The following is a 17,699-nucleotide window of genomic DNA, read 5'->3' on the forward strand; positions in this document are numbered from 1 at the left end:
TTCCGCTCAGATTGCCGTGATCTTGGCGGAACGGTGCTCGGCATGGCGGAACGGTGCGCGGCGGAACGGTGCTGGTCGAAGCATGAGCTGACGACAGCTGTCTGTCGCCGACACTGCGCCATGCCGCCAGCGCACAGCGACTGTCGAGGCACTGTGATGGCACAGCATCCGCAGCAGGGATGCGATCTGCACCAGGGATGCGATCTGCACCAGCGATTCGACCTGCGGCAGCGACTCGGCGCGCTGACTACTCGTCTTCGATGGTGAGCAGCGTGTGCCCGGACGGAATTGTCTGCCCGAGCGGCGCGTTCAGATTGCGCACGACACCGGCGCGCTGCGCGGTGATCGGCTGTTCCATCTTCATCGCCTCGAGCACGACCAGCAGATCGCCCTCGATGACCTTCTGACCCTCTTCGACGGCGACCTTGACCACGCTGGCCTGCATCGGGGTCGAGACGGCGTTCGTGTTGTCGCCGGTGACCTCGGCGGCGCGGAATCGGCGCTTCGGGGCCGGGCGGCTCGCCGTGCCCCAATCGCCCTTCACCAGCACGTCTGGCACGCTGACCTCGATGCGTCGGCCGGCGACCTCCAGCACGACGTCGCTGCGCTTGGCGAAGATGCTCTCGTCTTCAGAAGGGGTGCCGCTCCACGCCGGAATGCGATTGTCGAAATCGTTCTCGATCCAGGTGGTGTGCACCTTGAAGTGCCCGTCTGCGGCCACGAAGTCGGGCTCGTTGACCACCACGCGGTGGAAGGGCAGTGCGGTCGGCATGCCGGTGATCTCGAACTCGGCCAGTGCTCGGCGTGAGCGCTCCAGCGCCTCTTCGCGAGTGGCACCGGTCACCACCACCTTGGCCAGCAGCGAGTCGAACGCACCGGAGACCACGTCACCGCCGGTCACTCCTGAGTCGACGCGCACGCCTGGGCCGCTGCACTCGCGGTAGGTGACGATCGTGCCGGGCGCAGGCAGAAAGTGGTTGCCGGGATCTTCTCCGTTGATGCGGAACTCGAACGCGTGCCCGTGATTCTCCGGGTCTGGGTAGTCGAGTTCGCCGCCCTCTGCGATGCGGAACTGTTCGCGCACCAGGTCGAGGCCGGTCACCTGCTCTGAGACCGGATGCTCCACCTGCAGTCGCGTGTTCACCTCGAGGAACGAGAGCGTGCCGTCGTGCCCGATGAGAAACTCGCAGGTGCCTGCGCCGACGTACCCGGCCTCGCGCAGGATCGCCTTCGAGGCGGCGTAGAGACGATCATGCTGTTCCTGCGTGATGAACGGCGCCGGGGCCTCTTCGACCAGCTTCTGGTTGCGCCGCTGCAGCGAGCAGTCGCGCGTGCTGACGACGACGACGTTGCCGTGCTCGTCGGCGAGGCACTGCGTCTCGACGTGGCGAGGGCGCAGCAGGAACTTCTCGACGAAGCACTCACCGCGACCGAATGCTGCGACGGCCTCACGTGTGGCCGAATCGAACAGTGCGGGAATCTCGTCGAGCTCGTAGGCCACCTTGAGACCGCGACCGCCGCCGCCGAACGCCGCTTTGATCGCGACCGGCAGGCCGACCTTCTCGGCGAAGGCCACGACCTCGTCGGCGCCCTTGACCGGGTCGCTGGTGCCCGGAGCCAGAGGAGCCCCGACCTTCTCTGCGATGTGTCGCGCCGAGACTTTGTCACCCAGCGACGTGATCGCAGCGGGCGGTGGGCCGACCCAGATCAGACCGGCGTCGATGACGGCCTGTGCGAAGTCGGCGTTCTCAGAGAGAAAGCCGTAACCGGGGTGGATCGCATCGGCGCCGGAGCGTCGAGCCACCGAGATGAGCTTCTCGATCGAGAGGTAGGTGTCGGCGGCGCTGTCGCCGTTGAGTGCGTACGCCTCGTCGGCCAGGCTCGCGTGAATCGCGTTGATGTCCTGGTCGGCGTAGACGGCGACCGAGGCGATGCCGGCGTCGCGTGCGGCTCGGATCACCCGAACGGCGATCTCACCGCGGTTGGCGATGAGAACTTTGGTGATCTTACGAGGCAGAGTGGTGTTGAGGGCAGTGCTCATAGTCGAACAGCCTACGATGCAGGCGCACAGATTCTGTGGCAACCTCCGACAAAATCGATTTGCCGGTTTCGTGCAGTCCTACAAGCGCACGACGCTCTGGCCTCGCACGTCAGTCTCGGGCCGCGCCTATGTTCCACAGGTCGGGCCAGAACACTCCGAGCTGTGCGGCGAGTCGGCGCACGACAGGCACTGAGAGCCCGATGACGCAGCTGGGCGCGCCCTGCACCGACGTGATGAACGCCTGCCCGAGCCCGTCGACAGTGAAGCTGCCGGCCACTTCGAGCGGCTCGCCGGTCGCGACATAGGCCTCGATCTCGGCGTCGCTGATGTCGTCGAACGTCACAGTGGCACTGTCCCACGCGCCTGCCTCGGCGATGGTCGAACCCCCGCGGTGGTCGACCAGCCAGTGCCCCGAGTAGAGCGTCCCGGTGCGTCCGCGCATCTGACGGATGCGCTCTGCGGCCCGCTGCGGTGTGTGCGGCTTGCCGAGCGGCACGCCGTCGATCTCGAACATCGAGTCTCCGCCGAGAACGAGTCCGTCGACCTCGGGGGTGAGCACCGCTCGCGCCTTGGCGCGGGCGAGCGTCGAGACGATCTGCGCGGTGCGCCCGCCGCCGTCGACCGTGCGGTCGCGACCCTCGACCACGCTGTCACCGGCCAGTCCGGCGGCGGCGACCACGGCATCCTCGTCAACGTGGCTTGGCACGACGACCGGCTCGATGCCGGCCGAGCGCATCGTGGCGAGCCGGGCCGGTGACGTCGAAGCGAGCACGAACGGCACACGCGGGCGCCGAGCGGGGGCCGCCGTTGGCGCAGTAGAGTCGTTGATGTGCATGAGCAGACCTTTCCCGAACCGCAGTCGAACGTCAAGAACCCCAGCCGCAAGTCGTCGAACGTCGAGGCCGGTGCGGCGAGTGACACGCAGCCGCAGGTCGGCGACGTGATCGATCTCGATGTTACCGGCGTCGCTCATCAGGGCGTCTTCGTCGCGCGTCACGCGGGCCGCGTCGTGTTCGTGCCCGACACCATGCCCGGCGAGCGGGTGCGTGCCCGCCTGACCGAGGCGAAGCCACGATTCGCCAGAGCCGTCGCGCTCGAAGTCTTGGAGGCATCCTCGGATCGCCGCCGTCAGGTGCTGCCCGAAGGCGACATCAGTCGTGAGCCCGAGGTCCGGGCCGGCAGCGCCGACTTCGGGCATATCGCCCTGCCGCGCCAGCGCGAGCTCAAGAGCATCGTGCTGCGGGACGCCTTCGAGCGCATCGGCCACTTCGATGCGGATGCGGTTGCGGCCTGGAATCTCGATGTCGCGCCCGTCGGCGACGCGGCGTCGCGCGATGCCGTCGATCTGCCGGGACTCGACCCCGATCACAGACCCGGGCGGCGCTGGCGCACCCGCGAGCTGCTGCACGTCGACGCCGAAGGGCGGGTCGGCCCCTACGCGGCGCGTTCCCACACGGTCGTTCCGGTCGAGCATCTGCCGCTGGCCGTCGACGAGCTCGAAGAGCTCGGCGTTCACCGCGGGCTGCGCAAGGGCCACAAGACCGTGCAGCTGGTGCTCGACGAGCGCAAACACTTCGACGGGCCCGGTCGCGCACGCATCGTGCTCGACGGCGGACACGGCGCAACGGTCGTGCGTCGGGTGCACGGTGTCGAGTTTCAGGTCGACGAGGGCGGGTTCTGGCAGGTGCATCGTGATGCGCCGACCACGCTGGTCGACGCGGTGGCAAGCCTTGTCGCCGTCGATCGGATCGACCCGGACGCACCCCACCTCGACCTCTACGGCGGCGTCGGGCTCTTCGCCGTGTGGCTCGCACGAGCAGGCCTGGCGGTCACCACAGTCGAGGCCGACCAGCGCGCCAGCGAGCTGGCCGATATCAACGCCCGCGAGTTCGAACGCGTCGACGCACGCAGTGAGTCGGTCGAGGGCTTTCTGCATCGTGAGGCGGAGCAGGCGCCCGCATCGATGTACCGGCGTTCGCTGGTCGTGCTCGACCCGCCGCGCTCTGGCGCGGGCAAGAAGGTCGTCGCCGACCTGACGAAGCTGCAGCCGGCGCAGGTGATCTACGTGGCCTGCGATCCCGTCGCTCTGGCTCGGGATGCTCGGCTGCTCGCCGACGCCGGCTATCAGATCGCCGACGTGCGCGCGTTCGATCTCTTTCCCCACAGCCACCACTTCGAGACGGTCGTGTCGTTCGTGCGCTGAGTCGTCAGACGAAGGCACGCATATGAGGCTCGCCCAGACACCGCTCGTACGGCGGGCTTCTGAAGGATGCTCTGAGCTCGCTGTGAATGCCGTCGTCGCTGGTCGCCCAGAGCGAACGCCTCGGTGGGTCGACGTGCGCGGCCGGTAGTCTGGGCGGCATGGTTCTCCAACGTGTGATGGCTCGTCTGCAGCCTGCGCTCACTGTGCTCTTGCCGCTGTGGCTCTTCTTCGGCGGCGGCTTCCGCGCGCAGAGCGGATGGCAGGTGCTTGCGCTCGGAATCGGCGCACCGGTCCTGTTCGTCGCACTGATCGTGCTGGCGCTGCTGATCTTTCTGCGTCCGGGCCGTCGCCCGGGGCACTTCGACTGGGTCGACGTCGTGGTGGTCATCGTCGTCGACATACTGGTGGTCGTGGCGTCGCTGCTGGGCGATCTCGCCTGGCTGAGCTTTCTCCTGCTTGCGGTTGCTGCGGTTGGGGCGATCGCCCTGTCAGGCTGGCGACTCGTGCAGGCGGGCAGACAGTCGGTGCAGCAAATGCGCGAGCGGTTTCAGCCGCGCACCGAGATCTCGGGTGAGACCATCGATGGCGGCGAGTACACCGTGATCGAGGTCGAGGAGTCGGGCCCGAACACTGATGACCAGGCCGACGATTCGAGTCGCTCCAGAGAACCGAGAGCGTGAGACGACTCGCTCACAACGGCGCTCCGCTAACCTAGTCGTGTATCTCGTGCCTTGTTTCGTCGACACCGAAGCAGACGGCGCACGATTCGCGACCGGCAGCATCCCCTCACCAGATGACAGGAGCACCTCCGATGATCGAGGCCCGCGACCTCAGCAAAAGGTATGGCAGCAAGACCGCTGTCGACCACGTCACCTTTCGTGTGGAGCCCGGCCGTGTGACCGGGTTTCTCGGGCCGAACGGCGCCGGCAAGTCGACGACGATGCGGCTGGCACTCGGCCTCGACCGCCCGACCACCGGCGCGGTGACGGTCAACGGACGTCGCTACGCCGAGCATCGTGCTCCACTGCGTGAGGTGGGCGCCCTGCTCGACGCCAAGGCCGTGCACCGCGGCCGCTCCGCCCGAGCACATCTGCGTGCGCTCGCTGCCACGCATGGCATCCCCGACGCACGTGTTGACGAGGTCATCGCGATGGCCGGGCTCGAATCGGTCGCCGACAAGCGGTCAGGCGGCTTCTCACTCGGCATGGGCCAGCGGCTCGGCATCGCGGCCGCGCTGCTCGGCGACCCCGACACGCTCATTCTCGACGAGCCGGTCAACGGCCTCGACCCAGACGGTGTGGTGTGGGTGCGGCAGCTGCTGCGCTACGAAGCGTCGAAGGGCAAGACGGTGCTCGTCTCAAGCCACCTCATGGCCGAGATGGCGCAGACCGCCGATCATCTGATCGTGCTCGGCCGCGGTCGGGTGCTGGCCGACACGTCGCTGCAGCAGTTCATCACACACGCAGGGCGAAACTACGTGCGGGTGCGCTCGCCACAGGGCGCCGACCTCGCCGCCGAGCTGCAGCGCATGGGTGCGACCGTGACCGCCGGCGCCGATGGCGCACTGTCGGTCACCGGGCTCGATGCCGCGGTGATCGGCCAGACGGCAGCCGACACACATGTCGTACTGCACGAACTGCACACCGTCGAGGCCTCGCTCGAGCAGGCCTACCTCGAACTCACTGAGAACGCCGTGCAGTACAACGCCGGCAGCCTGCCCGAAGGAGCCCGCGCATGACACCTCAGCCAGGACAGCCAGATCAGCCCGTACAGCCAGGACAGCCCGTCCAGCCAGGCCAGCCGGCTCAGCCGTCGGCCGAGTGGCAGGTATTGTCAGGCCCCGCCCCGCAGCCCGCGGCCGCACCTGTTTCCGGTGCCGCACCGCAGCCCCCGACGCGTCGCGCAGCCGCGGCAGCAGCTCGTCGCGACCGGCTTGGCAGCGCACGTCTCGGATTCGGGGGAGTGCTGCGCTCTGAGTGGATCAAACTCTGGAGCGTGCGCTCGACGTGGTGGACGCTCAGCGTGCTCATCGTTGTCGGAGTCGGTCTCGCCCTGTTGGTCGGCTTGGCGATCGCCTCGGTCGCCGGGCAGGCCGGTGCGGATGGCTCTGGGGTGACCGGTCTCTTCGAGTCTGGAGACGCCGACGCACAGACCGCACAGATGCTGCAGCTGGCTGCCTCCGGCATCGGAGCTGCGGCGCTCGTCGCCAGCGTGCTCGGGGTGCTGAACATCACCACCGAGTTCTCGGGCGGCTCGATCACCACCTCGATGCTCGCCGTGCCGCGGCGATGGCCGGTGCTGCTCGCCAAGGCCTTGGCAGTGGGCATCGTGCTCGCGGTACTCGGCTTCGTCACGATGCTGTTGAGCGCGGTCGTGGTCTCTCTGCTGCTGCACGGTGTGCTGCCCGACCAACAGCCGTTCAGCTCTCAGATGCTGTTGGTCAGCCTGGGCGCCGCTGCCTACCTGGCTGCTCTCGGCATCATCTCGGTGCACATCGGAGCGGTCGTGCGCTCGCCGGCCGCCGGCATCGCGATCGTGGTGGGGCTCTTGATGATCGTGCCGACAGTGCTCTCGATCGTCAGCGGCTTCGACATCGACTGGGCTCTGACGGTCAACGACTGGCTGCCCAGTCAGGCTGGCACAGCACTGACCACGATACCGATGGATGCTCCCGCTGGCATGCCCGCACCAGAGCACGCCGCGATGACGGCATGGCAGGGCGGGATCAGCCTCGCTGTCTGGTCGGTCGTGTCAGGCGCGGTCGCCTGGCTGCTGACACTGCGTCGAGACGTGTGACAGCTGGTGGGCAGACAGCAGGTCGGCCGCTCTTCGGCTGAGTACTGCTGGTGATGGGTATCGGCTCCGGATCGATTCGCAGCCGTCGGAGTGGAGCGTCTGCGGCTCACCGGCATGGCAGCGAAGGGGCGCCGCCTTGCTCTGCGGCCCGGTGCGGGCGCGGCGCGTGACGAACCACTTGTGCTGCGACAGGCTGAGGGACATGATCGACACATGACCGTCGAACCATCCCATACCGTTCAGCCGCTGACCATCACCATGCTGCTGTTTCCTCAGATCACTCAGCTCGACCTCACCGGGCCGGCCGAAGTCTTCGCACAGATCGAGGGTGTGCACATGCAGTACGTGTGGCACGACCTGAACCCCGTCGAAACGAGCGCCGGCTTCGCGCTGGTGCCGACTGTTCGCTTCGACGAGGCGCAGCAGGCCGACGTTCTCGTGGTTCCGGGAGGCCAAGGCGCCTTCACTCTGCTCGAAGACGAACAGGCGATCGGGTTTCTGCGCAGCCAGGCCGAACACGCCCAGTGGATCACCTCGGTGTGCACCGGGGCCTTCGCTCTCGCTCAGGCCGGATTACTCGCCGGCCGACGCGCGACCACGCACTGGAGCAGTCGGCCGCTGCTGGCAAGGTACCCCGACATCCTCGTGACAGACGAGCGCGTCGTCGTCGACGGCAATCTCATCACCGCAGGCGGGGTCACCTCGGGCATCGACTTCGCACTGACCCTCGTCGCGCGGCTGCGCGGCGAACAGGCCGCCCGAGACATCGCGCTCAGGCTTGAATACGACCCACATCCGCCTTTCGAGGCAGGCACGCCTCGCACACATCCGTCAGAACAGGTGGAAGGCATCATCGCTGCCAACGAGCGCCGACGCGGCCCTCTGGTCGAACATGCGCTGAAGCATCTCGGGCGCTGAAGGCCGCCAGCTGAAGGCCGCCCGCGGCCCGAGAGTCGCCGCCTCAGTACAACTGGCGATCGCGTCGTGCCGACCGCTGCTTCTCACGCCAGGAGGGCTCCGGCTCGTGCGACTCAATGGCGCGCTTTCGCTGCTCGCGGTGCCGCTCGCGCTCGGCCAGGCTCAGTGCCGAAGCGATCGCCGAGAGATCTTCGGGCGTCGGCGAGCCTGAGACGACCTGCAGCTGCTCGAGATACTCCTGTGGGCTGTGCGCCTCAGGCTCGTCTGCGGGGATGCTGGGCTCGGGCCCGCCCGCGGCGGTGACGTTGGTGTGCTGGTCGTCGATCACAGCGGGATGTTCCCATGCTTCTTGGAAGGCCGGTTGTCTCGCTTGGTGCGCAGTGTGCGCAGGGCCTTCGTGATCTCGACTCTCGTAGCCGCGGGTTCGATGACGCCGTCGAGCTCGCCTCGTTCGGCTGCGAGGAACGGACTCGCGACGTTGTAGGTGTACTCATTTGCCAGCCGGGTGCGCACGGCTTCGACGTCTTCACCGCGTTCTTCGGCCTCTTTGAGTTCGTGGCGGTAGAGAATGTTCACCGCGCCCTGGCCGCCCATGACCGCGATCTCTGCCGTGGGCCAGGCGAGGTTGAGATCGGCGCCCATCGATTTGGAGCCCATCACGATGTACGCGCCGCCGTAGGCCTTTCGGGTGATCACGGTGACCACAGGCACGGTTGCGTCGGCGTAGGCGTAGAGCAGCTTCGCCCCGCGGCGGATCACGCCGTTCCACTCCTGATCGGTGCCGGGCAGGTAGCCGGGCACATCCACCAGGGTGACGATCGGAATCGAGAAGGCGTCGCAGAACCGGACGAAGCGGGCGGCTTTCTCACCGGCGTCGATGTTCAGGGTGCCGGCCATCGCGGCTGGCTGGTTGGCGATGACGCCGACTGTGTGTCCCTCGACGCGGCCGAAGCCGATCACGATGTTCGGGGCGAAGAGCGCCTGCACCTCCAGGAACTCGCCGTCATCGACGATCGTCTTGATGACCGTCTTCATGTCGTAGGGCTGGTTGGTCGAGTCGGGGATCAGCTGGTTGAGTCGTCGGTCGACGTCGGTGATCTCGAGCTGGGTGTTCGACGCATACGTCGGGGCGTCGTTGAGGTTGTTGTCGGGAAGGTAGCTCAGCAGCGTGCGCGCGTAGTCGAGCGCGTCGTCTTCGTCCTGCGCCAGATAGTGCGAGACGCCGGAGGTCTTGTTGTGGGTGAGCGCACCGCCGAGCTCGTCGAAGCTCACCTCTTCGCCGGTGACGGTCTTGATGACGTCCGGGCCGGTGACGAACATGTGGCTGGTCTTGTCGGCCATGATCACGAAGTCGGTCAGCGCGGGGGAGTAGACCGCACCACCGGCGGCCGGGCCGAGCACGATCGAGATCTGCGGGATGACACCGCTGGACTTGGTGTTCAGCCGGAAGATCTCGCCGTACTTCGAAAGTGCGGTCACCCCCTCCTGGATGCGAGCGCCGCCCGAATCGAGGATGCCGATGATCGGGATGCCCGTCTTGAGGGCAAGCTGCATGATGCGCACGATCTTCTCACCGGCGACCTCGCCGAGCGATCCGCCGAAGACGGTGAAGTCCTGACTGTAGACGGCGACCTGCCGGCCGTGGATCGTGCCGGTGCCGACGACGACGGAGTCACCGTATGGGCGCTTGTCCTCCATGCCGAAGGCATGCGTGCGGTGCCGCACATAGGAGTCGATCTCGACGAACGATCCGTCGTCGAGCAGTTCGTGCACGCGCTCGCGGGCGGTCTTCTTACCGCGCTTGTGCTGCTTCTGCGCAGCTGTTCTGCTCGGCTCGACGACTGCTTCGCGGTAGCGGTCAGTGAGGTCGGCGATGCGTTCGGCAGTGGTGGATGGAACCACTTTGTCCGTGCTCTCGGCCGTGCTCTCGGCCGTCTTCGCGCTCGGGTTGGCGCTGGAATTCGCTGTCACAGAGGTCTCCTCGATGTCGATCGCAGACGAGTCTACCGGCGGGGTATGCCCGTTCTGCTGTAGTGATCACGCAAGACGACGGGGGGTGAATTGTGCGATCTGCACACTGTTTGGCCGCGTTCGCTGGTGTGAACCGGTCATTTTTGCTCTGAGGCATCCCCGCCTCTGCTTCTGGAGGCATGCCCGTCTCTTCTCTGGCGAGGGCATGCTCGTCGTGCGTTCTGGCGGGCGTGCCGAGGCAGTGGAGTTCGGAGACATCGGGCCAGGGGAAGTATCGATCCATGGGAAATGCTGTCCATACCGATCGAGACATGGCAAGCTCCATGTCTGGACGTTGTGGTGCAGCATTTGCGGCGACTGGGCTGACGTTGCTCGGGCACCGCTCCGCCCGCGATCTGCAGCGGTGATCCGTTCCGTGCTTCGCAGCCCTGATACACACGGGCTGCCCGCCCAGGGCGAGACCGCGAGAACGACCGGCTCCGTATGATCGAGGCATGGAGTTTCCCCTGAGCAGCGCCGAGTCGCCTAACCTCATCGCTCTCGATCACGTCGATTCGACGAATACCGTGCTCTCAGACATGATCCGCACCCAGTGGGCCGATGGGCAGCCCACCGAAGCCTTCACGACTGTGGCGACACTCGATCAGCGCGGCGGTCGCGGCCGACTGGATCGCGTCTGGCAGGCGCCTCGCGGGTCGGCACTCGCCGTCTCGATCGCATTCGTCGTCCCAGCAGAAGACGTCGATCTGCTCCCATGGCTCCCACTCATCTGCGGAGCAGCCACCCAGCAGGCCATGCAGCAGCTCGGGGTGCACGCCGGCGTCAAATGGCCCAACGATCTGCTGATCGAAGGACGCAAAGTCTGCGGCATCCTCAGTGAACTCGTCTCGACGACGCCTCCACCGGGACGCCAGGTGCCGACCGACCTGCCCGTCTTGGTGGGCTTCGGCATCAACCTCATGCAGACCGCTGCAGACTTCGAGGCGCAGGGGCTCGATCCCCGAACCGTGACCTCGCTCGCACGTGAGGGCGTCATGGTCACCGGCGACGTCATGCTGCAGCATCTGCTCGCGCGGCTCAGAGATCTCTGGGCGCGCGCGCTGCGGCACGACCCCTCTGTGTTCGACGCCGTGCGCGATGCCTGTGTCACCGTCGGGCAGCGGGTGCGCGTGATGCTGCCGGGCGGCGACGCCCTGGTCGGCGTCGCCGTGGGCCTCGACGCCGGCGGCAGACTGATGGTCGAGGCCGACGGAACGACGCACGCGCTGTCGGTGGGAGACGTGATCCATGTGCGCCCCGCGGCGCGCTAAGGTTTCTGACATGACGTTCGGCACGCAACCCGCAGAGGCGCCCCGCTCGCGGCCGCAACTCGACGGCGGCGACGAGGTGGCATCCGCCCGCGCCTCACACGGCGAGGCGGGCGGCGAGCGCGATCGGCGCGAGATTCGTCTGCGTGCGAGAGCGACCCGCCTGATCCTGCCGGTGCTGCTGCTCTGGGCTGCTGCCTGGGCGGTGCCGCAGTATTGGGGCGCTGCCGCAGGGGCCATGCGGTGGGTGCTCGCCGTTGTCGCCGTTGCGATCGTGGTGCTGCTGTTCTGCGTGTGGATGTCATGGCGGGGTCGCGCCTGTCGACTCACCGACGAGACAGTGGCCATGACCGAAGGAGTGCTGCGCCGCCGGCTGCGACAGATGCCGCTCGACACGATCTCATCGGTCGAGATGCACCAGTCGCTCTCGCAGCGTTTCTGGGGCAGCGGAGACATCCGTCTGCTGGCCGGCGACCAGTTCTCGCTCGTGCTCGGGTCGATGCCTGACCCGACCAGCCTTCGTGAGGCGATTCTCGAGCGCTCGGCCCAGGCCCGTGCACGCCGAACCCGCTATCAGCTCGCTGCGATCACCACGCAGCCCATGCAGCCACCGACGTCCCCCGGCGTCGGCCCCCGATTCGCAATTGCGCCCCCGAGCGCAGAGAGGTTTCCGCAGCCATGACATATCGTGTCGGAGTCATCGGAGCAGGCCAGCTGGCCCGCATGCTCACCCCAGTCGCCGTCAATCTCGACATTGAGCTGAAAGTGTTCGCCGAGGCGGAAGGAGCTTCGGCGAAGCTCGCGACGACAGTGGTCGGCGACTACACCGATGTCGAGCAGGTGCTCGAGTTCGCACGCGGCGTCGATGTGATCACCTTCGACCACGAGCATGTGCCGCAGCCGGTGCTGCAGCGCCTCGTCGAAGCCGGTGTCGCCGTGCGACCGGGCCCGCAGGCGCTGCGCTTCGCACAGGACAAGATCGAGATGCGCCAGAAGGTCGCCGAACTCGGGCTGGGCCAGCCAGAGTGGACGCGGGCGACCACAGCGGACGAGATTCAGGCCTTCGTCGACCTGCACGGCGGTCGCGCGATCGTGAAGACGCCGCGTGGTGGGTATGACGGTCACGGCGTGCGACTGGTCTCATCGGGCAGCGAGGTGGCCGACTGGCTGGCGGCCGAGGTGCTCGACCAAGTCGGCGGCGCGCTGCTGGTCGAAGAGGCCGTGGACTTTCGGCGCGAGCTGTCGCAGCAGGTGGCGCGGCGTCCCTCGGGTGAGATGCGTGCCTGGGCGCTGGCCGCCAGCGAACAGGTCGACGGTGTCTGCGCCGAGGTCATCGCCCCGGCGCCTGACACCACGGATGACGTGGTCGAGCAGGCCCGTCACATCGCGACGACCATCGCCGAGGCCGTCGAAGTGACCGGTGCGCTCGCAGTCGAGCTCTTCGAGACGAATGATGGTCGTGTGCTGGTCAACGAGCTCGCCATGCGCCCGCACAACTCGGGGCACTGGAGCATGGACGGTGCGGTCACCGGGCAGTTCGAACAGCATCTGCGCGCGGTGCTCGACCTGCCGCTGGGCGACCCCGAAGCTCGCCAGCCGGTGACGGTGATGGTCAACGTACTGGGCGGCCATGACGGCACCGAGCACGAGCAGGCGCTCGTCAGTGCGCTCGCCGAGGTGCCGCAGGCGAAAGTGCACTGGTACGGCAAGTCGTACCGGCCGGGCCGCAAGATGGGGCACGTCAACGTGACCGGGTTCGACCTGGTCGAAACGAGGGATGCGGCCCGCGACGCCGCTCGCGCGCTCGGCTCCGAGGTCGTTGACAGCCTCTCCGTGTAGTCTGGGGTGTCATGACAGCTGTGAACCCCAAAGTCGCCATTGTGATGGGATCCGACTCCGACTGGCCGGTCATGTCGAAGGCCGTCGAGGCGCTTGACCGCTTCGGTGTCTCGCACGAGGTCGAAGTGGTCTCAGCACATCGCACGCCGCGCCGGCTGATGGAATTCGGATCGGCTGCAGCGGGTCGCGGCCTGCAGGTGATCATCGCCGGTGCCGGCGGCGCCGCGCATCTGCCCGGTATGCTCGCCGCGGTGACCGAGCTGCCCGTCATCGGAGTGCCGGTGCCGCTGGCGAAGCTCGACGGTCTCGATTCGCTGCTCTCCATCGTGCAGATGCCGGCCGGCATCCCAGTCGCAACCGTCGCGATCGGCAACGCGTTCAACGCCGGACTGTTGGCGGTGCGCATCCTCGGGGCCTCCGACCTCGGGCTGCGCGAGCAGCTGCACGACTACGCCGTAGAACTCGAAGAGCTGGTCGAGCAGAAGAACGCACGACTGCAGCGCTCGCTCGACTGAGATGACCTACCAGACCCCACTGCGCACCCCGAACCAGACTGACGAGCCGCTGATGCGGCGTCGTGCCTGGTGGCTCGTCGTGCTGAACTTTCTGCTGCCGGGAACCCCGCAGCTGCTGACCGGCAATCGCCGACTCGGTCGTCTCGGCTTCGGAGCCTGGCTCATCATGGTCGTCGGTGCGATCGCTGCGCTGATCTGGTCGAAGAACAACCTCGCCGGGTTCACCTCCGTGGCGCTCAACGTCTGGACGCTCACGGCGCTGCAGGTGCTCATCGTGGCCTGGGTGCTGCTGTGGGTGCTCCTCACCGTCGACACCTTTCGCACGGCGAAGATCGGCCGGGTGCGGCCGGGCGCTCGAGCCGCGCTGAGCCTCGTCACCGTGGTCGGACTCGCCGCGACGCTCTTCGGCGCATATGGCGCCGTGCAGTACATCGGCTCGGCGCGGTCGCTCTTCGACGATCTGTTCAAAGGCCAGGGGCAGCTCGAAGCGGTCGATGGCCGATACAACTTCCTGCTGCTCGGCGCCGATTCGGGCGAAGGCCGCGACGGTATGCGTCCCGATTCGATCTCTGTCGTGAGCGTCGATGCGAAATCAGGGCAGGCCGCGATCATCGGCATCCCGCGCGACCTGCATCCGGTGCGACTGCCGGAAGGGTCGCCGCTGCAGGGAGTGTACCCACGGTCGTGGAAGGCCAACGGCGGCTACACCTACGTCACGCAGGTCAAGACGGGGCTCTACCCAGACATCCATGACGACACCGGCTTTCAGCAGGGGATCCAGGCGATGAAAGACATCGCGTCGGGCGTCACCGGGCTTCGCGTGCCGTACTACGTGATGATCGACATGAACGGCTTCTCGAAGATGGTCGATGCTCTCGGCGGTGTCGACATCGACGTCACCGAGCATCTCGACTTCGTCGACGGCAGTGACACCCATCACGTCTATCACGGGTCTGTCGAAGCCGGACGCCAGCACATGAACGGTGAGACGGCGCTCTGGTATGCGCGCAGTCGAAAGACGACCAGCGACTGGGATCGCATGCGCAGGCAGCGGCAGGTGCAGGAGGCACTGATCCAGCAGTTCACCCCGCAGACGCTGCTCACGAACTTTCAGCAGATCGCCGAGGCGAGCCCCGACTTTGTGAACACCGACGCTCCGCGCAATTCGATCGGGGCGCTGGTGTCGCTGGCCGACAAATCTCGCAAGCTGCCGATCAACAGCCTGGAGCTGGTCCCGCCCGACTTCCCCGAGGCCAACCTCGACTGGTCGAAAGTGGATGCCGCAGTGGCCGACGTGATCGCTCGGTCGCGCGGTGAGGGCTGACGGCACCGGAGCACGTCGGCGTCAGCAGGAAACCGACCGGCATCTCGGTGCGGAGCGGCCCTCCAGGCGGTGATCAGGCCAGGCTGCGGTGCAGCGCCCAAATGGCGCGCGCAGAGTCTTCCCAAGTGAACGAGCGAGCCCGATCAGCGCCCTCCTGCGTGAGGCGTTTGACCGCCTCTTTGTCAGTCATGACTGTGCGCATGGCGGCGGCCATGCCGTCGACCAGCGACGAACCCTCCAAAGGCACGCTGAGACCGGCGCCCCCTGTGACCTCGAGCAGTGACTCGGCATCCGGATAGATGACCGGGGTGCGAGCGACCATCGCATCGAACAGCGGCAGCCCGAGGGCGTCTCCGTCGCCGAAGTAGATCAGAGCGCTGGCCCGGGTGTTCAGCACGGCAAGGGCTTCGTCATCGACCTCGCCGAGAAGCCGCACCTGATCGGCGTTCAGCCCGGAGTCGGCGATGATCCGCGAGGCCGGAGTCTGGCCGGGATCCTGGCGGCCGATGAGCAGCAGCGGTTCGTCGAGGTGTGCCTGAGCGTAGGCGGCCAGCAGCAGTCGCAGGCTGGCCGGCCGTTCGCTGGCGAATGCGATCAGGAATCGATCGGGAAAGCCCAGCTCTCGAGCGCGCCCGGCGACCGACCCGCGGGCGACGAGATGGCGGGTGGGTGAAACCGGCACGACCTGCACTCGGTCGCCCATGCGCGTGTTCTGATCGACCAGATGCGCCAGCTCGTGGTGTGTGACCACGATCGCATCGGCGTATCGCTCGGTCAGCTTCAGCAGTCGTCCGATTCGCATGCGCTCACGGCGCGAGAGCGTCTCGGGAGCGGTCCAGATCGCCCCGGAGTGCAGCGTCACGGCGGTCTGAACGCCCGGCTCGAGCATGCGGTTGTGCGAGAAGAACGGGGCCAGCATCGTCGGCGAGTGCGTCGTGCCGTCGCTGAGCAGTCGCGGCGGAATGCCCATGTTCCAAGCGAGCGCGAGCTGACTGCTGCTGGCAGGCAGTCGGATGAGACGGTCGAGTCCCGGAAACTGGGATTCGAGCCGTCGCGTGAGCTCCTGCGGGTGCGAGGCGATGACACCGCTGACCGTATCGCCGTTCTCCGCGGTGCGAATGAGCGCGCGCGTGATCTCGGTGGTGTAACGGGTCACTCCGCTGGGGTCGGCATCGAAGAGATTGTCGATGACCACGCGAAGCTGCGTCATCTGTCCTCCTGTGCGATCATCGCATTGCTGTCGGTGTATGTGGGATGCGGTGCAAGGCCGGGGCTCAGGCCTCGGTGCCGGGGTGGCTGACGAGCCAGGCCTGCCAGGCGCTCGTCACGATATCAGACAGGTCGTGGCTGGCGTGCCAGCCCAGCACCTGATTCACTCGCGAGCTGTCGGCGATGAGCTGCGGAGGATCGCCTGCCCGCCGGCCGCGCACCTCGGGCACCAGATCGCTCCCGGTGACCTTGAGAATCTCGTCGACCACCTGGCGCACGCTGAAGCCGCTGCCGGTGCCGATGTTGAAGGTCGACTCGGGGCGGTCGTCGCCCTTGAGATAGGCGAGCGCACTCAGATGGGCGTCGGCCAGATCGTAGACATGGATGTAGTCGCGCACGCAGGTGCCGTCGGGAGTGGGGTAGTCGTCGCCGAAGATGAGCGGCGCTTTGCCCTGGGCGATGCGGTCGAAGACCATGGGAACGAGATTCAGGATGGCCGGATCGCCGAGGTCGTCCCAGCCTGAGCCCGCGACGTTGAAGTAGCGCAGCTTGGCGACGTGGATGCCGTGGGCGCGAGCCACGGCGTCGATCAGCCATTCACCCGCGAACTTGGTCTGGCCGTAGGGGTTGATCGGCTGGCACACGACGTCCTCCGGTACGACGGCCACGTCGGGCTCGCCGTAGACCGCTGCGGAGGACGAGAAGACGATGTTCTGCGCATCTGCGTCGACCATGGCCTGCAGGACGTTGTTCAGACCGTCGAGGTTCTGGCGGTAGTACCAGAGCGGACGCTCGACCGATTCGCCGACCTGCTTCTTCGCCGCGAAATGGACGACAGAGTCGATCTGCTCCTCGCGCATGATGTCAGCGAGTCGCTCGTTCGCGCCGGCGGCCGAGATGTCGAACTGATGCAGCGTGGCGTCACCGACTCGATCGGCCGCTCCGGTCGTGAGGTCGTCGACGACGACGACGTGTTCGCCGCGCTCCTGCAGCAGACGGACGACATGTGCGCCAATGTACCCGGCACCGCCGGTAATCAGAGTTCCCATGAGAGCCAACTATACCGACTGGTGTCTGCCCGACGCGGATGCGAAGGGCTCGCCGTTTCGAGGATGCGGGGTGGATGATCAGCCGTCGGCGGTCTGTCTTCCGATGTGGTTCGACTTGACTCAAGGGAATTACACGGGTGTAATTAGACAGGTCGAATTGCTTACACACCATCTGCACAGAGGGAGGCACCTGCATGGCCGAGCAGCATCTCAGCGCGGTGCCTGACGACTGGTTCGACGACCCCATTCTGCGCGGTGTGGCCGGCTATACCGGCTATGATCGCGAAGCTGGCGTGCTCGAATGGCAGTCTGAGGCGCTGTGCGCCCAGACTGATCCCGAGGCGTTCTTTCCTGAGAAGGGCGGCTCGACTCGCGATGCGAAGCGCATCTGCTCTTCCTGCGAAGTGCGAGCCCAGTGCCTTGAGTATGCTCTTCAGAATGATGAGCGATTCGGTATTTGGGGTGGTCTGAGTGAGCGTGAGCGCAGAAAGCTCAGAAGGCGTGCAGTCTGAAGGGCAGCAGTCTTA

17 protein-coding genes are annotated in these 17,699 nt (G+C 66.7%); 11 read left to right on the forward strand and 6 right to left on the reverse strand.

What is annotated here, in order from left to right:
- Positions 1–247: 247 nt before the first annotated feature.
- Positions 248–2,041: an acetyl/propionyl/methylcrotonyl-CoA carboxylase subunit alpha gene (locus F8O08_RS05230; RefSeq protein WP_158037390.1), complete on the reverse strand. Its 1,794-nt coding sequence runs from the start codon at positions 2,039–2,041 to the stop codon at positions 248–250.
- Positions 2,042–2,150: 109 nt separating this feature from the next.
- Entirely contained in the window at positions 2,151–2,876 is a 726-nt protein-coding gene (locus tag F8O08_RS05235; RefSeq protein WP_158042761.1) for a Maf family protein, read from the reverse strand.
- Between F8O08_RS05235 and F8O08_RS05240 the strand changes: the two genes are divergently transcribed.
- The 5 genes from F8O08_RS05240 (at position 2,871) to F8O08_RS05260 (ending at position 7,958) form a co-directional block, all read left to right on the forward strand.
- Positions 2,871–4,244, forward strand: coding sequence for a class I SAM-dependent RNA methyltransferase (locus F8O08_RS05240; RefSeq protein ID WP_158042762.1), 1,374 nt, complete (start codon positions 2,871–2,873; stop codon positions 4,242–4,244). The two genes, F8O08_RS05235 and F8O08_RS05240, sit on opposite strands and share 6 nt — an antisense overlap.
- A gap of 158 nt (positions 4,245–4,402) precedes the next feature.
- Positions 4,403–4,924: a hypothetical protein gene (locus tag F8O08_RS05245; RefSeq protein WP_158037393.1), complete on the forward strand. Its 522-nt coding sequence runs from the start codon at positions 4,403–4,405 to the stop codon at positions 4,922–4,924.
- A 131-nt stretch (positions 4,925–5,055) separates the two neighbouring features.
- Positions 5,056–5,982 carry an ATP-binding cassette domain-containing protein gene (locus F8O08_RS05250; protein ID WP_158037606.1) on the forward strand — a complete coding sequence of 309 codons (927 nt, stop codon included), beginning with the start codon at positions 5,056–5,058 and terminating at the stop codon, positions 5,980–5,982.
- Complete coding sequence (locus F8O08_RS05255; RefSeq protein WP_158037394.1) at positions 5,979–7,040, forward strand: ABC transporter permease subunit; 1,062 nt, start codon at positions 5,979–5,981, stop codon at positions 7,038–7,040. The genes F8O08_RS05250 and F8O08_RS05255 overlap by 4 nt, the downstream gene beginning before the upstream one ends.
- Before the next feature lie 213 nt (positions 7,041–7,253).
- Positions 7,254–7,958: a DJ-1/PfpI family protein gene (locus F8O08_RS05260; protein ID WP_225733579.1), complete on the forward strand. Its 705-nt coding sequence runs from the start codon at positions 7,254–7,256 to the stop codon at positions 7,956–7,958.
- A 43-nt stretch (positions 7,959–8,001) separates the two neighbouring features.
- Here the strand turns inward: F8O08_RS05260 and F8O08_RS05265 are convergent, their stop codons facing one another.
- Together F8O08_RS05265 and F8O08_RS05270 are read right to left on the reverse strand one after the other, a co-directional pair.
- Positions 8,002–8,286, reverse strand: coding sequence for an acyl-CoA carboxylase epsilon subunit (locus F8O08_RS05265; RefSeq protein WP_158031990.1), 285 nt, complete (start codon positions 8,284–8,286; stop codon positions 8,002–8,004).
- A complete protein-coding gene (locus F8O08_RS05270; protein WP_158032146.1) occupies positions 8,283–9,860 on the reverse strand; it encodes an acyl-CoA carboxylase subunit beta in 1,578 nt (525 codons plus the stop codon). Before F8O08_RS05270 ends, F8O08_RS05265 begins: the two co-directional genes overlap by 4 nt.
- 563 nt (positions 9,861–10,423) lie before the next feature.
- Here F8O08_RS05270 and F8O08_RS05275 point away from each other — a divergent pair.
- Genes F8O08_RS05275 through F8O08_RS05295 form a run of 5 tightly spaced genes read left to right on the forward strand, consistent with a single transcriptional unit; the run spans position 10,424 to position 14,914 of the window.
- Positions 10,424–11,239: a biotin--[acetyl-CoA-carboxylase] ligase gene (locus F8O08_RS05275; protein ID WP_158037395.1), complete on the forward strand. Its 816-nt coding sequence runs from the start codon at positions 10,424–10,426 to the stop codon at positions 11,237–11,239.
- Positions 11,240–11,249: 10 nt separating this feature from the next.
- The gene (locus F8O08_RS05280; RefSeq protein WP_192496815.1) at positions 11,250–11,918 is read left to right on the forward strand and encodes a PH domain-containing protein; all 669 of its coding nucleotides are present in this window, start codon (positions 11,250–11,252) and stop codon (positions 11,916–11,918) included.
- Positions 11,915–13,075, forward strand: a complete 1,161-nt coding sequence (locus tag F8O08_RS05285) for a 5-(carboxyamino)imidazole ribonucleotide synthase (protein ID WP_158042763.1) — start codon at positions 11,915–11,917, stop codon at positions 13,073–13,075. The genes F8O08_RS05280 and F8O08_RS05285 overlap by 4 nt, the downstream gene beginning before the upstream one ends.
- 11 nt (positions 13,076–13,086) lie before the next feature.
- Positions 13,087–13,590: a 5-(carboxyamino)imidazole ribonucleotide mutase gene (gene purE, locus F8O08_RS05290; RefSeq protein WP_158037398.1), complete on the forward strand. Its 504-nt coding sequence runs from the start codon at positions 13,087–13,089 to the stop codon at positions 13,588–13,590.
- Position 13,591: 1 nt separating this feature from the next.
- On the forward strand, positions 13,592–14,914 hold the full coding sequence (locus F8O08_RS05295) for an LCP family protein (protein ID WP_158037399.1): 1,323 nt from the start codon (positions 13,592–13,594) through the stop codon (positions 14,912–14,914).
- A 73-nt stretch (positions 14,915–14,987) separates the two neighbouring features.
- Here the strand turns inward: F8O08_RS05295 and F8O08_RS05300 are convergent, their stop codons facing one another.
- Together F8O08_RS05300 and galE are read right to left on the reverse strand one after the other, a co-directional pair.
- Entirely contained in the window at positions 14,988–16,124 is a 1,137-nt protein-coding gene (locus F8O08_RS05300) for a glycosyltransferase (protein ID WP_158037400.1), read from the reverse strand.
- A 64-nt stretch (positions 16,125–16,188) separates the two neighbouring features.
- Positions 16,189–17,172, reverse strand: a complete 984-nt coding sequence (gene galE / locus F8O08_RS05305; RefSeq protein WP_158037401.1) for a UDP-glucose 4-epimerase GalE — start codon at positions 17,170–17,172, stop codon at positions 16,189–16,191.
- A 194-nt stretch (positions 17,173–17,366) separates the two neighbouring features.
- On the opposite strand from galE, the gene F8O08_RS05310 reads away from it, so the two are divergent.
- Entirely contained in the window at positions 17,367–17,684 is a 318-nt protein-coding gene (locus F8O08_RS05310) for a WhiB family transcriptional regulator (protein WP_158031982.1), read from the forward strand.
- Positions 17,685–17,699 lie beyond the last annotated feature (15 nt).

Source organism: Pseudoclavibacter sp. CFCC 13611 (assembly GCF_008831225.1).
Classification (GTDB): domain Bacteria; phylum Actinomycetota; class Actinomycetes; order Actinomycetales; family Microbacteriaceae; genus Pseudoclavibacter_A.

Bases quoted from the DNA above. Each gene is read 5' to 3' on its own strand.
- F8O08_RS05230 (WP_158037390.1), bottom strand. From the start codon at position 2,041: ATGAGCACTGCCCTCAACACCACTCTGCCTCGTAAGATCACCAAAGTT.
- F8O08_RS05235 (WP_158042761.1), bottom strand. From the start codon at position 2,876: ATGCACATCAACGACTCTACTGCGCCAACGGCGGCCCCCGCTCGGCGC.
- F8O08_RS05245 (WP_158037393.1), top strand. From the start codon at position 4,403: ATGGTTCTCCAACGTGTGATGGCTCGTCTGCAGCCTGCGCTCACTGTG.
- F8O08_RS05250 (WP_158037606.1), top strand. From the start codon at position 5,056: ATGATCGAGGCCCGCGACCTCAGCAAAAGGTATGGCAGCAAGACCGCT.
- F8O08_RS05255 (WP_158037394.1), top strand. From the start codon at position 5,979: ATGACACCTCAGCCAGGACAGCCAGATCAGCCCGTACAGCCAGGACAG.
- F8O08_RS05260 (WP_225733579.1), top strand. From the start codon at position 7,254: ATGACCGTCGAACCATCCCATACCGTTCAGCCGCTGACCATCACCATG.
- F8O08_RS05275 (WP_158037395.1), top strand. From the start codon at position 10,424: ATGGAGTTTCCCCTGAGCAGCGCCGAGTCGCCTAACCTCATCGCTCTC.
- F8O08_RS05280 (WP_192496815.1), top strand. From the start codon at position 11,250: ATGACGTTCGGCACGCAACCCGCAGAGGCGCCCCGCTCGCGGCCGCAA.
- F8O08_RS05285 (WP_158042763.1), top strand. From the start codon at position 11,915: ATGACATATCGTGTCGGAGTCATCGGAGCAGGCCAGCTGGCCCGCATG.
- purE (WP_158037398.1), top strand. From the start codon at position 13,087: ATGACAGCTGTGAACCCCAAAGTCGCCATTGTGATGGGATCCGACTCC.
- F8O08_RS05295 (WP_158037399.1), top strand. From the start codon at position 13,592: ATGACCTACCAGACCCCACTGCGCACCCCGAACCAGACTGACGAGCCG.
- F8O08_RS05300 (WP_158037400.1), bottom strand. From the start codon at position 16,124: ATGACGCAGCTTCGCGTGGTCATCGACAATCTCTTCGATGCCGACCCC.
- galE (WP_158037401.1), bottom strand. From the start codon at position 17,172: ATGGGAACTCTGATTACCGGCGGTGCCGGGTACATTGGCGCACATGTC.
- F8O08_RS05310 (WP_158031982.1), top strand. From the start codon at position 17,367: ATGGCCGAGCAGCATCTCAGCGCGGTGCCTGACGACTGGTTCGACGAC.